This is a genomic window from Mycobacterium sp., assembly GCF_032159765.1.
Lineage (GTDB): Bacteria > Actinomycetota > Actinomycetes > Mycobacteriales > Mycobacteriaceae > Mycobacterium.
The window spans coordinates 14535-29395 of record NZ_JAVHWM010000182.1 but is presented as its reverse complement, the minus strand read 5'-3'; the positions used below and the strand labels follow the sequence as shown (position 1 = coordinate 29395).

The following is a 14861-nucleotide window of genomic DNA, read 5'->3' as shown; positions in this document are numbered from 1 at the left end:
CCAACCCGTCGCCTCAAAAGCTGGGGCTCGAAGATGCGCCGGCCTCGTGGAATTTGCTCGAACCGGCTCGTGCGCCGACTGGCGCGGACATCCAGCAATTCGGATCCGGGAATGGACCGTCGCCATCGCGCCTCGGGTGTATCAGCAGACGCGCGGCCAACGAACGAAGGTATGCAGGCGCAGGAGATTGCTGGATGTCGATCGTGACCGAGACGATGCGCCATGCCGGCAACATACCATGTCCCTGTTTTGTGCCCAAAATGTAATCTTTTAGTACATAAATTGACATGTCAGAAGATAAATCGGCTCACACGAGCTGGTATTACGACCGTCTGCGATGTTCTTGATGCATCTGATGGGGACGCGGGATGTTTTCGTGCCGCGCCGCGACCAGCCCGGTTATGGTCATTGGCCGATTTGCTGACGGACGTGTAGCGCGCCCTCGCGCTGCCGGACAACTCCGCATCGTTCGGTTGGCCCGGTATTGACTGCGGTCAGTCTGGCAAAGATTAATGTGCATGATCATTGTTAGACCATTTATTTGCTGGCGCTGGCAAGGGTGGCGGTAGTCACGCACGCCGGCGGACGAGGCAGCACTTCACGCCGAAATGGTCGGACGGGAACACTCTGGGGTGCGCGCTCGAGATCGGTTCGGCCCCAAGCAGGTCGATGCTGTCGGCAGACCAGGCTGGGCCCTTGAGAAGCACGCGGTCGAAGCGGACCTGGGTATGTTTGTTCTTGCTGTCGAGCCGCATGGTGTTGATCGACGTGTCCTCGGTGAAGCCGTCATGGTGTGGCCGCAACGTCGGCCAAACGTCGTAATAGGGCAACGTAATCCGCGTGTTCTCACTGTCGCGCATGTTGAAGTCCCCGAGCACGATCGCGTCGTCGGCCGACCGCAACGCGCGGAACACCCGCCGCAGCTGGCGGCCACGCAACCGGGCGCGGCCTTTACCGCTGTCAAGATGCAGTGAGCAGATGGCAAGGGGCCTGCCGTTGACCGCAAACTCGGCAAGCAGCATTCCCCGTGAGCGGCGAGTCGGCCGCGACGGCAGTCGGCTGTGGATGACCCTTGCGGTAGGCAGCCGCGAAAACATCACCAAGCCGTAGTTGCCCGCCCTGCCGCCGACCACCGCCGCGCACCGATAGTGCTCTCGGATCCACGGTTGCGCCTGAAGAATCTCCAGCGCGGGTGGAGTCATTTCTTGAAACACCATGACATCCGGCGTTTCCCGGGAGAGCAGCGTCGCAATCGCGCGATACCGTTCGTCCGCGAAGTAGCCGTCGTACCAGACGTTGAAGGTCGTCACCGTCAGCGCATCGCGATCAACGGGACTCGCGTCGCCGGTCACGCTCCACCGGTTGGTCGCGGCGTCGTATCCGACCATCGGTACGGTTCGCCGACGAAAGAACACGCCACCCATCGTCCACGGTGGCCTACCGCCGCCGTTAACGGCGCAGACGTCGAGGTTTGCCCGGTATGGCCGTTACCGGCGTGTCGATCCGCGGCAAGAGTTATAAGTGCAGGGTGCGGGGAGGCTCCTACGCGGCGTACGTAGGCCGGATCGGCGGCCTGGCGGTAGCCCTTGGCGTCGGCGTCGCGCTCTTCAGCCACCCGGGAATCGCATGGGCTGAGCCGGCGGGTTCCTCGTCGTCGGGCTCGAGTTCGGCAGCGCCCGATAAGGCCGACACGCCCGCACCGGGCAATACGGAATCCCCGACGCCCGCGAAGCCGTCGCCGGCGTCGTCGACGCTGGAGTCCTCCGCTAACACGGGGTCCACCGGCTCGACGACATCAGAATCCCCGGACGCGGCGGAAGGCAGAGGTGGCCGCCGGACCCACCCGAAGACGCCGACCAGCAAGCTGACCGCACCCAGTGTCCCTGAGCTGACCTCGCCGACGTCCCTGGACACGTGGCGTCCCAAGCCTGACCTCAAGGCGCGAGGGCCGCTTGGCTCGAAGACGTCGTCTTCGGTGACAGATGACTCAGCGCTCGTATCGAGAAGTGTTGCCTCGCAAAAGGTCACCTTCGCGATACCATCGTTGAGCGTCGCGTCGTCATCGATCGACGGTGGCGCAGTCGCGCGGGCTCCGGTGGCCGACAAGACCCCTACCGTCGAACGCGTCGCGCCACAGGCTCCGGCCCCCGCCGATCCCCTCCGGGTGTTCGCAGGTGCGGTGTCGAACCTGGTAGAACATTTCCTCAATCCGTTGGCCGCCAACGACATTCCGGCTGGGCCTGCCGACGGCCCTGCTGCGTGGAGCGTGTTGGCGTTCGCCCGGCGCGAGTTCGAGTCCGCGCTTGCGCCACCGGCGCTAGCCGACGCAGCGGCCAGCCTTGCGACGACGAGTCAGGCGCTGGTCGCCGAGACGACGGACCTTCAAGCGCAGGCAGTGCAGAATTCGCTGACCTATACCGCGCCGCCGAACTTGATCGACCAGGTCGTGCAGCTCGGGCTGAAGACGGCGCGCCAAGTTTTCGGCCTCTTCGGCATAGATTTCTCAGGCCTTGTGGGCACGGTTCTGTCAAGTGAGGAACCGCCGTTCTTCCTGACGCTGGGGTTGACTGCACAGCAGACGCAATACGAAATATCGCCGGGTGTCGTCTGGAAAGTCTGGCAATTCGAGCCGCCCAACCCGACCGGTAAGACCGTGATCGCCCTGCATGGCGGGGGTTACATCCTGCAGCCGACCCTCTTGCATTGGATCGACTACACCCAGATGGCCCGCGGCACCGGCGCGACCGTGATCGTGCCCATCTATCCTCTGGCGACCACCGAAGCTGGATCCATCCGCAACGTCCAACCCGAGACGGCCGATTTCATCTCTCAACAGATCGACCGGTACGGCGCCGAAAACGTCAGCATCTACGCCGACTCGGCCGGAGTCACGTACGCGATGGGAGCGGTGCGGGAACTGATCCTGCGTGGCGATCCCCTGCCGGCCAGAATGGTGCTTCTCTCGGGAGCGGCCGACTCGTCGCTGACCAATCCCGATATCAAGACCATCGATGACCCGATCTTCGACGTGAATAACCTCAGCTTCTACCAGAACGACAACCACACGTTCGACGGCATCACCGACTTGAAAGATCCCAGGGTGAGTCCGTTGTTCATGGAAACCGACGTGCTCAAGGCGCTGCCACCCACCACGATTTACGTCGGGGAGCGCGAGATCCTGTACCCCGACAATCTGCTGCTCTACCAGCGCGCAGTGGACATCGGCGCGCCGATCTCGATGGTCGTGGGTACGGGGCTGCCTCACGATTGGCCGATTACCAACCTTGGGGGGACCTATTCGCAGTCATCGGTCGTGCGCCCCGACATCTACCGCCAGCTCGGGCTGCTTGACCAAAGCAGTGCCCTGGCCGTAAACCAAGCCACCGTGGCAGACGCGCAACCCGAACAGCGCACGCTGATCCTGTCCGCCTTCCCGGCCGAGGCCGACGCCGTCCTCGCCCGCACGACGCTTGACCCCAACCCGGTCGTCGTCGTCGACGGTCACCACTTCTATCTCGGCACGCTCGGCGGACAGAAGGTCATCGTGGCGATGACGGGCATTGGTGAGGTCAACGCCACGCAAACCACCGAGACGGCACTCGACTATTTCACCGCCGAGTCCGGAACGTCCATCGACGCGGTGGTGTTCTCGGGCGTCGCCGGTGGGTCGGGACGCACCGAGATCGGCGACGTCGCCGTCCCTGCCCGGTGGACGTCCGACGGCGGCGCAACATGGCACGCCGTGGATAGCGAGATGCTTGCAGAAGCCAACGCTCTTGACGTCGACCTGATGAGCACGGACAGCATCGGAGATCCCGCGTGCCATTGCGGTCCGCTTGGCCGCCTTCAGCTGGTCAACCTTGGGCGCGAGCCGGAATTGTTCGTCGGCGGCGACGGATCCACGGGCGACAACAACAACGGGACGGCGTTCCCGAATATCCCGTTGGGCGGTGCCGTCTTCGGTCCCCAACCCCTGGCGGCACCGGATCGATCACCCTTGTTCGTCGGCAACTTCTTCCAGGCGATCGTGCCATTCGTGCTCGGGGGACTTCTCACCAACCTCACCGGACTTCTGGGCGCCACGCCGCTAGCGGTGGATGCGGTGGACCAGGAGACCGCAGCGGCGCAGCAGGTCGCCGACGCGCACGGCATCCCGTTCCTCGGGATTCGCGGCATGTCCGACGGGCCCGGCGACCCGCTCAATCTGCCGGGCTACCCGTTCACGTTCTTCGTCTACAAGCAAATCGCTGCGGACAATGCGGCGATCGTCACCGAGGCGTTCTTGAGCAACCGCGACGACGACGCCTAGCGCCGGAGGGTTACAAGCAGAACGGCTGACAGCTGGTGCTCGGCGGGGGATCGTCTCCGTCCCAGATATTCGACTCGGGCGGGGGAGGAGTGCGCCTCGGCACGGACATGGGGTCGCCGGGGCACCACTGATAAGGGCCCTGGTTTACGGCATGCGCAATGCCGGCGCGGATGTCATCCCCAGGCCCGCTGACACGAGCACGGCTGCGGCTAACGGGGCGATCGCTCGCTTCATGGCTTGCCTTCCTCGATGGACAGTCCCTGTCAAGGTGGTGCGAAGGTCTTGGATGATTCTTGGAATCAGTAAAGCGCCTGGTGGTACCGAAGATTCCTGATTCGCGAATCCCATTTACCGGCTGAGCCGCAGGGAAAGTTCGAGAGCAGGCCTGCGAAATTGCCGTCTCGGCGAGGACGGCACATACGATTTGCCCATGTCCTTGGCGGCCGGCCAGACGTTTGCCGGATACACGATCGTGCGGCAGCTGGGTGCCGGGGGAATGGGCACGGTGTATCTGGCGCAGCACCCTCGGTTGCCGCGCCAGGATGCGATCAAGGTTCTGCCGGCGGACCTCTCAGACGATTCGGATTACACCGCGCGGTTTCTGCGGGAGGCGGACGTGGCGGCCACGTTGTCGCATCCGCACATCGTCGGCATTCACGACCGTGGCGAGTACGACGACCTTCTGTGGATCTCGATGGACTACATCGCCGGCACCGATTTGGCTCACAGGTTGCGTGAAAGCTACTCCAGGGGAATGCCTTTCGATGAGGTTCTCCCGATCATCACCGCTGTTGCGTCCGCACTCGACTATGCGCACTACCGAGGCGTGCTGCACCGCGACGTCAAACCAGCCAACATCCTGCTGACCGAGCCCGACGGCCAGGCGCGGCGGGTGTTTCTGGCCGACTTCGGCATCGCGCGCCAAATCGAGGATTCGGCGAAGTTGACGGCGACCAACTTCGCGGTGGGCACGGTGGCCTACGCGGCGCCCGAGCAGCTTCTGGGTCAGACGGTTGACGGGCGCGCTGATCAGTACGCGCTGGCTTGCACCGCATTTCATCTGTTGACCGGCGCGCCGCCGTATGAGGCTTCCAATCCGGCGGTGGTGATCACCCAACACGTCATGACACCGGTGCCATCTATCGGGCCAACACGTCCCGAGCTTCGTGGGCTCGATCCGGTGTTCGAGAAGGCGCTGGCCAAAAAACCCGCGGACAGGTATGCCAGCTGCCAAGAATTCGCGCAAGAACTGAACCAGCGCTTCGCGACCCCAGCCAGCCGCGTCGCCGTCCAACCGTCCACGCTCGTGCGCACGCCGCCGCCTTCGCCAAACCTCCCGCCCGCAGCGCAATACACGGGAATACCACCGGCGCCTGCTGATGCCAAGCGGCGGATGTGGCGCCCGCGCAACGTGATTTCGGCTCTTGTCGCCATCGTCGCGCTTGTGGCCGGCGGTGTATTCGCCACCATCAAGCTTCTTCATCGCAGCGATGCGCCCGCCACCCCGGCGGCCGACGCCGGACCCTTTACCGGTAGGTACGACGCGGAATTCGGGCCTGGCACAACGCTCGACGGTCAACCAGTTGACGATGCCCCGCCGATCAAGGGCACCTTCGACGTGCGCTCGGTGTGCCGCGCGAGCGGCTGTGTGGCCACGGCGTCCTCCATCGGTGACGCCGGAACGTCCATCGTGACAAACTTGGTCTTCGATCAGGTCGGTGGCAGCTGGATCGCGGTTGCACTCGGCTCGGTGCCGTGCAATGACCCTCAAGCCGAAGCGTGGGTGACGTACACGCTGCAGCCGCGGCCTAACGGGACTCTTTTCGGGGTGACCGCCAGGGCCACCACCAACGGGTGCGCCAGCGCCAGACGAACCGTCACCTTCACCCGGACCGGAGACGCCGACAACGCCAACGTGTCTGACCCCGCCAACCTTCCACCGCGAGTGATGTCCCTGGCCTCAGCGCTGCACGGCCGATACCGCCAGACGGTGACGTTCACAAGCGGCGCCACAGCGCCGGAAGTCTCTGACCTCGCGGCCCAAACGTACTGTCTTCGCACGGGAGATCGGTGCATCAGCTTGATGCACGCCCCCGACGGCGTCGTGACACTGGTCTTCGGCAACGGGCAGTGGGCCCAAGACACGCAGGGCGCCGTCAAGTGCAAACTCGGTAACACCGTTCAGGTCAAAATCACCGGAACGTATCCGCTGCCCAGTCCGCCGGACGAACCGATCCAACTGCTTACCGGGCACGGTCGGGTGGATTCACCCGACACCAGTTGCGTGGGTGGTGAGTTCAACGCGAAATATGAACGCGTCGGCGACTGAACCGACGTCGACGGCAGCGGCGTGGTGAGCCAGGAGATTTCACGCCAGGCCTTCATCCGCGGCGCGCTGGGCACGCTGGCCGCCGGACCCTTGTTGGGAGCGTGCCGGCCCGCCCCCGAACAGGGACCGCAGCAGTCCACGTCGGCGGTGCCCGCGAGAGACTGGGCCGCTCTTGACGACTCCATCGATGGTCGCGTCGTTCTGCCCTCCAATGCCGACTACCCCGCGGCAAAAGGTCTTTTCAACACTCGCTTCGACAATTCGGCACCCACGGCCGTCGTTACCGCGATGGCCGTTGGCGACGTGGTCAAGGCTGTCGCTTTCGCCGTCGACGGCGACATCAGGATCGCCGCCCGCAGCGGCGGCCATTCCTACATCGGAGATTCAGCGGGTAACGCCACCATGGTGATCGACGTGCGCCCTCTTGCGGGTCCAATCACGTACGATGAGCACTCCGGGCTGGCAACCATTTCTGCTGGGGCCGAGTTGAATTCGGTCCAGGCATCGCTGGCGGCGCATGAGCGATCGATCCCCACCGGCAGCTGCCCGACCGTCGGCGTCGCCGGGTTGACGATGGGCGGCGGGCTCGGTGCCGACACTCGGCGCTGCGGGTTGACGTGCGACGCGCTCGCGTCGGCAACCGTCGTGCTGCCCAGTGGGGAAGTGGTGACCGCCGCCCCGAACGACCACGACGATCTCTACTGGGCGCTTCGCGGTGGCGGCGGCGGGCACTTCGGCGTCGCGACGTCGTTCACCTTCCGCACCTTCCCGGTTTCTGACCGCGACGTCGTCAATCTTGTCTTCCCCGAAGCCAATGCAGCGCAAGCTATTTCGGGATGGCATGCCTGGCTCGGTCCGTCAGACCGGGCGAACTGGGGCATGGTCAACGTCACCGTGTCGGGTTCGGGACTGCAGTGCAGCATCGTGCTGGCCACTCCAGCCGGCAAGGGTCCCGCCGCCGCGGACGAAATCAGCACCGCTGTCGGCGTCGGCCCCGTCAGCAAGGGCATTCGAACGCTGGATCACATGGCGTTCGTCGACTACTTCGCCGGCGGGCCCGACGCCACCCGGCCGCGGGCGGTGGTCGCCGGCTCGGACGTGATCGCAGAGATGACACCCGCCGCCGCTGAGGCGATTGTCGCCGCGGCGTCGGCGCGGCCACAAGCCATGGGTTCCGTTACCGCAGTGGTCGAGTCACTCAGCGGCGCGGTCAACGATATCGATCCGGGCGGGTCGGCATTCCCGTGGCGGCGCCAGGCGGCGTGCATCCAGTGGTACACCGAGCCCCCCTCTCCGGCAGGGTCTCCGCCGAGCGTGGACGCGGCCACCGCCTGGCTGACAAGTGCCCACACCGCGGTGCGGGCCCACTCGGTCGGGGGCTACGTCAACTACGTCGAGGCGGATGAACCTCCCGCGCGGTACTTCGGCGACAATCTGCCGCGACTGGCGTCGATCCGCCGGAAGTACGACCCCCACTCGTCGATGTACTCGAGCGTGTCCTATTGACGTCGCGTCAGATTCGTGTGCCAGGTATCCGATCTTTCCGCGCAGGGCGCAATGGTTGTACAAATGCTAGAAGTCGATCAGCAGGAGTGCATGGGCGTGGCGTTATTGGAACTCAGCGAGGAGGTCCGCGACGGCGCCGTCGTGGTGGCCGCGCAGGGCGAAATCGATACCAGCAACGTCGACAACTTCGTTTCACGCCTCGACGTCGCCCTCAAGGCAGCCGGTGAGCACCCGTCCCGGGTTCTCGTTATCGAGCTGGCCGAAGTGACGTACTTCGGTAGCGCAGGGTTGAATTCCATCCTCGCGTGTTACGAGCAGGGCCTTGCGGAGAACGTGGCGGTTCGTGTGGTGGTCGACAACGCTGAAGTGCTGCGCCCGATCCAGGTGACCAATCTCGACACTGTCCTCCCGATGTTCGAGACGGTGGCGAACGCCATCGAGGGAGTCGGCCGCGAACAATGAGAGGCGAACAAGACTCTCCTGCAGCGATTTTCGAGATGGGCGGCGAGGTGGGCCGCGATCTGGCGCAGGTGAACTGGGAAGCCACTCCGCTGGGCCCGCCGTCGGGCTGGCCGCAGAGTTTGCAGACGGCGGTCAGCATTCTGCTGTCGTCGCGCTTCCCGATGTGGATGGCGTGGGGCCCGGAGCTGACGTTCTTTTGCAACGCCGCCTACCGCCGGGACACTCTGGGCCGCAAATACCCCTGGGCGCTGGGCCGGCCGGCCAGCCAGGTGTGGGCCGAGATCTGGCATGACATCGGCCCGCGCATCGACCAGGTGCTGTCGACGGAAGCGGCCACCTGGGATGTCGCGCTGCTGTTGTTCCTGGAGCGCTCCGGCTACCCCGAGGAGTCCTACCACACGTTCTCGTACAGTCCGCTGCGCGACGACGACGGTCACACTGTCGGCATGCTCTGCGTGGTCAGCGAGGACACCGACCGGGTGATCAGCGAGCGCCGGATGGCGACGCTGCGGGATCTCGGTTCTGACCCGAGCGTGATCCGCACCGAGCAAGAGACGTTGTCGTTCGCGGATCGTCAGCTCGGCCACAACCTGCGCGACCTGCCGTTCACGTTGACATACCTGTTCGACGACAGCGGTGACGCGCGGCTGGCCGGGCAGAGTGGCATCGCGTCAGGGCACCCAGCCGCGCCCGCGCGGCTGGCTGCTGGCAGCGGTTCGGTGTGGCCGTTGGCCGAGCCGGCGCACGGTGAAATGGTGCTGGTCGACCTTGACCCTGACCGATACCCGGAGCTACCAAGCGGAGACTGGCAAGATCCGCCCACCCGAGCGCTCGTGGTTCCGTTACTGCAGCAAGGGGATTCGCCTAGCGGGTTCCTGGTTGCCGCTCTCAACCGCTTCCGGCCGTTGGACGACGTCTATCGCGGCTTCGTGACACTTGTTGCAGGCCACATCGCGGCGGGAATCGGCAGCGCCCGAAGCTATCAGAACCAACAGCGGCGCGCGGAAGAGCTCGCGGAGCTTGACCGTGACAAGACGACGTTCTTCTCCAACATCAGTCATGAGTTTCGCACGCCGCTGACGCTGATCCTCGATCCGGTGGCCGAGTTGCGCGGCCGGACAAGCGGAGTGGACGATGAAGCCCGGCGTGAGCTGGATGTGGTGTGGCGCAACGGGTTACGCCTGACCAAACTGGTCAACACACTGCTGGACTTCTCCCGCATCGAGGCTGGCCGGACGCAAGCTCATTACGAGGCAGTGGATCTCGCGGCCGTCACGGCCGAGTTGGCCAGCATCTTCCGGTCGGCCATTGAACGGGCCGGCCTCGTGTTCACGGTGGCCAGCGATCCGTTGGATGAACCGGTCTACGTCGATCGCGACATGTGGGAAAAGGTCATCCTCAACCTGCTGTCCAATGCGCTGAAGTTCACGTTCGACGGCTCCATTTCGGTCACGGTGCAACGAGATCAGGCCGCGGCTCTGGTCACCGTGGCCGACACTGGGATCGGCGTTCCCGCGGCTGAAATGCCGCGGCTGTTCGAACGGTTTCACCGCATCGAGTCCGCACGTGCGCGGTCCAACGAGGGCAGCGGCATCGGGCTTGCGTTGGTGAAGGAGCTGGTCGGGCTGCACGGTGGCAGCATCACTGCGGACAGCACCGAAGGCTCGGGCACCACGTTCACGATTCGCCTGCCGTTCGGCTCGGCACATCTGCCGGCCGGGTTGGTCTCGTCGGCGGGTGGGACGCGCGCCGCCTCGGGGGTCGCCGAGCCCTACGTCCAGGAAGCGTTGCGCTGGATGCCCGACGACGCCGGCCCCGAACACGACGACCTCCCGGCAACTGGCGATGAGACGGCCGCGCGCGTACTGATCGCCGACGACAACACCGACATGCGCGAGTATCTGGCCCGCCTGCTTAGTGGAGCGGGCTATCGCGTCGACGCCGTCACCGACGGTCAGCAGGCGTTGGAAGCCGTTCGCGCCGACGTGCCCGACCTCGTGATCAGCGATGGGATGATGCCCCGGCTGGACGGACTGGCCTTGGTGGCGGCACTGCGGGGCGATTCCCGAACTGCCGCGGTCCCCGTGCTGCTGCTGTCGGCACGCGCCGGGCAGGAGGCATCCATCGAAGGCCTGCAAGCCGGCGCCGACGACTATCTCGTCAAGCCGTTCGCCGCGCCCGAGTTGCTTGCGCGGGTGCGCGCCAACATCGAACTCGCGCGGCTGCGCAGTCACCATGCGCGCTGGCGCACCGCCCTGGTCGACTCGCTTCAGGAGGCGTTCTTCGTCCTCGACGAACGCGGCGCGGTCATCGAGATCAATGCCGCCTTCGCACACATCCTCGGCTTCGGGCCAGAAGGCCTTCCGTACGAACCGATTCATCCCTGGTGGCCATCCGCCGAGACTGATCCCGACGCCCACCGACAGGTCAGCGAGGTTTTCGACCAGCTGCTGATCCAACCGCACAGCACGTTCACAGTTCCGGTCAGCCACCGCGACGGACACCGGCTGTGGATCTCCGCCGCCGTCAACCATGTCGACGATCCCGAGACCGGGCGCCGCGGCATGGTCGGCACCTTCCGCGACGTCACCGCCGAGCACTACACGGTGCAACGCGAGACGGCGCTGGCGTCGCTGAATCAGCAGCTCGCGCAGGCCGACACGTTGGACGACGCCGTTCGCGCCGCCGCAGACGAGCTGCGCCGAGTGTGGGGTGCCCGCCGCGTATTGGCACTCACCTTTTCTGCTGACGCTGATGACGTGACCTCGGCACCCGACGTCGTGTGCGTCGGTGAGCACGCGCGGTGGGCAGAACTGCCGTCATCGACCCAACAGGTGATTCGTTCATTGCGGGCGGGCGACCTTCTCACCACCGGGACCAGTCAACCCGGGACGGCCGGCATCGCACTGCAGCACCCGCAGGGCGTCCTCGTGATGGTCGTCGAGTTGGCCGAGCGCAGGCTGTTCACCGCCGAGGACAACATGCTCCTCACCGTGCTTGCCGGGCGCCTCGGCCAAGGCCTGCAGCGCGTGTATCAGCTTGACCAGCAACGTGAAACAGCGCTGGCGTTACAGAACGCGATCCTCGGGCCCGCGGTGTCGAGCGGCTTCGCCGTCCGCTACCAGCCGGCCACGCGGCCGCTGCAGGTCGGGGGCGACTGGTACGACATCGTCGACCTGGATGACGGCCGTATCGCGTTGATCGTCGGTGACTGTGTCGGCCACGGCCTTGCCGCCGCGACGGTCATGGGACAACTGAGGAGCGCGTGCCGCGCTCTGCTGCTGGAACACCCCGCGCCGGCGTCGGCGCTCACTGCCCTTGACCGGTTCGCCGCACGGCTGAGCGGGGCGCCATGCACCACCGCGTTCTGCGCGGTGCTCAACCCCGAGAGCGGTGAGCTGGTGTATTCGAGCGCGGGTCACCCGCCGCCCATCCTGGTGGAGGCCGACCGCACGATGAAGCTGCTCGACGACGCCTCCGGCATGCCGCTGGGTTTGCCGTTCGACCGATCCCGCTCGGAAACCCGCATCATCATGCCGCCGCGGGCGACGCTGCTGATGTACACCGACGGTCTGGTGGAGCGTCGTCGCGAACCACTCGATCGCGGCATCGCTCGCGCCGCCGACCTCGTCGAGATCAACCGCGCCACGCCTCTCGACGACCTCGCCAACCAAATCATGTCGGGTCTCGCGCCCAGAGATGGGTATCAAGACGATGTGGCCCTGTTGTTGTACCGTCAGCCCGCGCCTCTGGAAATCGAGGTGGCGGCCAACCCGGATGAGCTCGCGTCCATCCGGACGTCGCTGCGCGGGTGGCTGGGACGGGCCGGGGTCGACTCCGAACAGAGCCTGAATGTGCTGATCGCGACGGGCGAGGCGCTGTCGAACGCCATCGAGCATGGTCATCGCGGTCAGCCGGACGGTTCGGTACGCCTGCGCGCGATCGTGTTCGCTGACCGGTTGCACCTCACCATCACCGACACCGGCTCGTGGAAGCCTCCAGAGCCGGCCCTAAACTCACACCGCGGGCGGGGAATCGCGCTCATGCGGGCGTTGATCCACGAGGTCACGATCCAATCGCGGGCTACCGGTACCACTGTCCATTTGCACGCGAGGATCGCCTGATGGCCACACCCCTGCGGCTCGACACGCACCGACGCGACGACGGCGCGCTGGTGCTGACCGCCGTGGGTGAACTCGACTTGAGCAATATCGAAGCGTTCACCCAGGCACTCGCGGCCGCGCTGGCCGAGCTGACTCCCGGTCACTATGTCGTCGTCGATTTGAGCAAGGTCGAATATCTCGACAGCGGGGCCATCAACGTGTTGTACGACCACGTCGAGGGGATTTCGCTCATCGCCAATCCCATCCTGATGCCTGTGCTGAAGGTCAGCGGCCTCACCGACGTGCTCGACGTCGAGCTGCCGGGACCCGTGTAGCCGGAGCTCGTGATGCTCGTTCGACCGTCACCCGATCTCGTATGACTCGCGCGCTAGGCGGAAGGAGTGCAGCGTGCTCGAGTCGGATTTCTTGGCACACAGGGTGACAGACTGACGCGATGACATCGAATGACGTATACGAACGACTGGGTGTGCTCGAGCAGCTTGTCCGGCATCTGTACGAGAGGACAGGGATACCGATGCCCGATCTGCAGACGCTCGCTCAATCGCAGGTGTCTGACCGCGTGCGGCAGCTGCTCGCCGCGGGCGACCGCAACGGCGCGATCAAGGCCTACCGGGAAGAGGCCAACGTCGATCTGCCCACCGCGATTCGGACCATCGAGTCGCTCTGAGCTCCGAGCAGCGCGCCGGGGTCGAGCTGACCAACCTCGACCAACCGCTGAGTCCTGATGCCGGCGCCACGAAGCGCGACCTGGTCGACTACCTCGACGCGGTGGCCGACAGGATGGTGCCCGGACTTGCCGGCCGGCCCCTCACCGTGCTGAGGGTGTTGCGCGGTCGTGCCCCGTTCATGCAGAAGAACGTGCCGAAGTACACACCGGATTGGGTACGCAGGGTGCCGATCTGGGCCGAGGCCTCCAAAAGGGAAGTGCACTACCCGATCTGCGACGACACACGCACTCTGCTGTGGCTCGCCAATCAGCGCGCAGTCGAATACCACCCGACCTTGGGATTGGCCGACAACATCTACCGGCCAACGCATCTCGTGCTCGATCTGGACCCGCCCACGGACGGCGACTTCGCTGCGGTGATCGCCGTCGCCCACCTCGTGCGTCAGGCGCTCGATGATAGCGGTCTGGCCGGTGCGGTAAAAACCAGTGGCGCTAAGGGAATTCACGTATTTGTGCCTATTGACGACCACGCTGAGGTCGACGACGTGGCGGCTGCTACCCGCGCGCTCGCCGCGCGGGCTGAAGCACTCGATCCCGCTTTGGCGACAACGGCTTTCATCGTCGGGGACCGCGAAGGCAAGGTGTTCGTCGACTCCACCCGCGCCGGGGGTGCGACCGTTGCGGCCGCTTACAGCCCCCGCCTGCGGCCGGGCACGCCCGTGTCGTTCCCGTTGGACTGGTCGGTACTGCAGGGAGTCAACCCCGCCGACTTCACGGTGCACACAGCGCTGGACGCCTTATCCGGACGCGATCCGTGGGCGGAATCGATGCCCGGTCCACAGCGCCTGCCGGACGATCTCATCGCGCACGGACGCACGATCCCGGTCGCTCGTGTGGCCGCGATGCACGAAGGGAAACGACGTGCTCGAGCGCGCCGTGCCAAGGAGGCTGGGGGATCGTCATGATGCGCTATGCGGTCGGTCGCCACATCTGCAGCGTGGACTGAGCTCCAGCGGGTAGTTCGATCAATTCGATGGGCGTGCCGTCGGGGTCGTAGACGAACAACATCCGCAGGCCGGCGATTTCGACCGTGCGGGTGGCGCGCACCTCAGGATGATGCTGCTGAAGCTGCTCAGAGGCGATGTCCAGATCGGCGACGCGGAACGAGACGTTGGTGTAGCCGAGATGCGGTCCCTCGGGACTGGCCGGCACCGTGCCGAGGTCCATCAGCTCGACCATGACGGCGCCAACGAGGCCGCCGACCATGCGGCCGGTTTGGGCGGCGCCGCCGGTCACCTCGCCGAGGCCGTCGCCGTCGAAGCTGACGTCGAACACAACGTCCATCCCGAGCACATCGGTGTAGAAGGCAACGGATGCGTCCATGTCGGACACCCCGATACACACGTGGGAGAAGTTCTCCACCGAGATCGGATGCGGCTGGGTCATGAGGCTCGAATCTGCCAC

General features: G+C 65.3%; 11 protein-coding genes. 8 read left to right on the top strand and 3 right to left on the bottom strand.

What is annotated here, in order from left to right; translation table 11 throughout:
* Positions 1 to 569 precede the first annotated feature (569 nt).
* Positions 570 to 1415: an endonuclease/exonuclease/phosphatase family protein gene (locus QOH60_RS23510; protein ID WP_526424286.1), complete on the bottom strand. Its 846-nt coding sequence runs from the start codon at positions 1413 to 1415 to the stop codon at positions 570 to 572.
* Between the two features lie 127 nt (positions 1416 to 1542).
* The gene (locus QOH60_RS23505; RefSeq protein ID WP_526424285.1) at positions 1543 to 1914 is read right to left on the bottom strand and encodes a hypothetical protein; all 372 of its coding nucleotides are present in this window, start codon (positions 1912 to 1914) and stop codon (positions 1543 to 1545) included.
* A 61-nt stretch (positions 1915 to 1975) separates the two neighbouring features.
* On the opposite strand from QOH60_RS23505, the gene QOH60_RS23500 reads away from it, so the two are divergent.
* The 8 genes from QOH60_RS23500 (at position 1976) to QOH60_RS23465 (ending at position 14362) form a co-directional block, all read left to right on the top strand.
* Positions 1976 to 4309 carry a phosphorylase family protein gene (locus QOH60_RS23500; protein WP_526424284.1) on the top strand — a complete coding sequence of 778 codons (2334 nt, stop codon included), beginning with the start codon at positions 1976 to 1978 and terminating at the stop codon, positions 4307 to 4309.
* Positions 4310 to 4739: 430 nt separating this feature from the next.
* Positions 4740 to 6638, top strand: a complete 1899-nt coding sequence (locus tag QOH60_RS23495) for a serine/threonine-protein kinase (protein WP_526424283.1) — start codon at positions 4740 to 4742, stop codon at positions 6636 to 6638.
* A gap of 24 nt (positions 6639 to 6662) precedes the next feature.
* Complete coding sequence (locus QOH60_RS23490; RefSeq protein ID WP_526424282.1) at positions 6663 to 8144, top strand: FAD-binding oxidoreductase; 1482 nt, start codon at positions 6663 to 6665, stop codon at positions 8142 to 8144.
* 63 nt (positions 8145 to 8207) lie between these two features.
* On the top strand, positions 8208 to 8606 hold the full coding sequence (locus QOH60_RS23485) for an STAS domain-containing protein (RefSeq protein WP_526424281.1): 399 nt from the start codon (positions 8208 to 8210) through the stop codon (positions 8604 to 8606).
* Positions 8603 to 12730 (top strand): SpoIIE family protein phosphatase, encoded by a 4128-nt coding sequence (locus tag QOH60_RS23480; protein WP_526424280.1) that lies wholly within the window; start codon positions 8603 to 8605, stop codon positions 12728 to 12730. The genes QOH60_RS23485 and QOH60_RS23480 overlap by 4 nt, the downstream gene beginning before the upstream one ends.
* Positions 12730 to 13044 carry an STAS domain-containing protein gene (locus QOH60_RS23475; RefSeq protein ID WP_526424279.1) on the top strand — a complete coding sequence of 105 codons (315 nt, stop codon included), beginning with the start codon at positions 12730 to 12732 and terminating at the stop codon, positions 13042 to 13044. Before QOH60_RS23480 ends, QOH60_RS23475 begins: the two co-directional genes overlap by 1 nt.
* Positions 13045 to 13163: 119 nt before the next feature.
* Positions 13164 to 13397 (top strand): hypothetical protein, encoded by a 234-nt coding sequence (locus QOH60_RS23470; RefSeq protein WP_526424278.1) that lies wholly within the window; start codon positions 13164 to 13166, stop codon positions 13395 to 13397.
* Positions 13394 to 14362 carry a DNA polymerase domain-containing protein gene (locus QOH60_RS23465; protein WP_526424323.1) on the top strand — a complete coding sequence of 323 codons (969 nt, stop codon included), beginning with the start codon at positions 13394 to 13396 and terminating at the stop codon, positions 14360 to 14362. The genes QOH60_RS23470 and QOH60_RS23465 overlap by 4 nt, the downstream gene beginning before the upstream one ends.
* Positions 14363 to 14366: 4 nt before the next feature.
* Here the strand turns inward: QOH60_RS23465 and QOH60_RS23460 are convergent, their stop codons facing one another.
* A complete protein-coding gene (locus tag QOH60_RS23460) occupies positions 14367 to 14843 on the bottom strand; it encodes a VOC family protein (RefSeq protein ID WP_526424277.1) in 477 nt (158 codons plus the stop codon).
* Between the last annotated feature and the right edge of the window lie 18 nt (positions 14844 to 14861).

Bases quoted from the DNA above. Each gene is read 5' to 3' on its own strand.
- QOH60_RS23485 (WP_526424281.1), top strand. From the start codon at position 8,208: ATGCTAGAAGTCGATCAGCAGGAGTGCATGGGCGTGGCGTTATTGGAA.
- QOH60_RS23480 (WP_526424280.1), top strand. From the start codon at position 8,603: ATGAGAGGCGAACAAGACTCTCCTGCAGCGATTTTCGAGATGGGCGGC.
- QOH60_RS23475 (WP_526424279.1), top strand. From the start codon at position 12,730: ATGGCCACACCCCTGCGGCTCGACACGCACCGACGCGACGACGGCGCG.
- QOH60_RS23495 (WP_526424283.1), top strand. From the start codon at position 4,740: ATGTCCTTGGCGGCCGGCCAGACGTTTGCCGGATACACGATCGTGCGG.
- QOH60_RS23460 (WP_526424277.1), bottom strand. From the start codon at position 14,843: ATGACCCAGCCGCATCCGATCTCGGTGGAGAACTTCTCCCACGTGTGT.
- QOH60_RS23470 (WP_526424278.1), top strand. From the start codon at position 13,164: ATGACATCGAATGACGTATACGAACGACTGGGTGTGCTCGAGCAGCTT.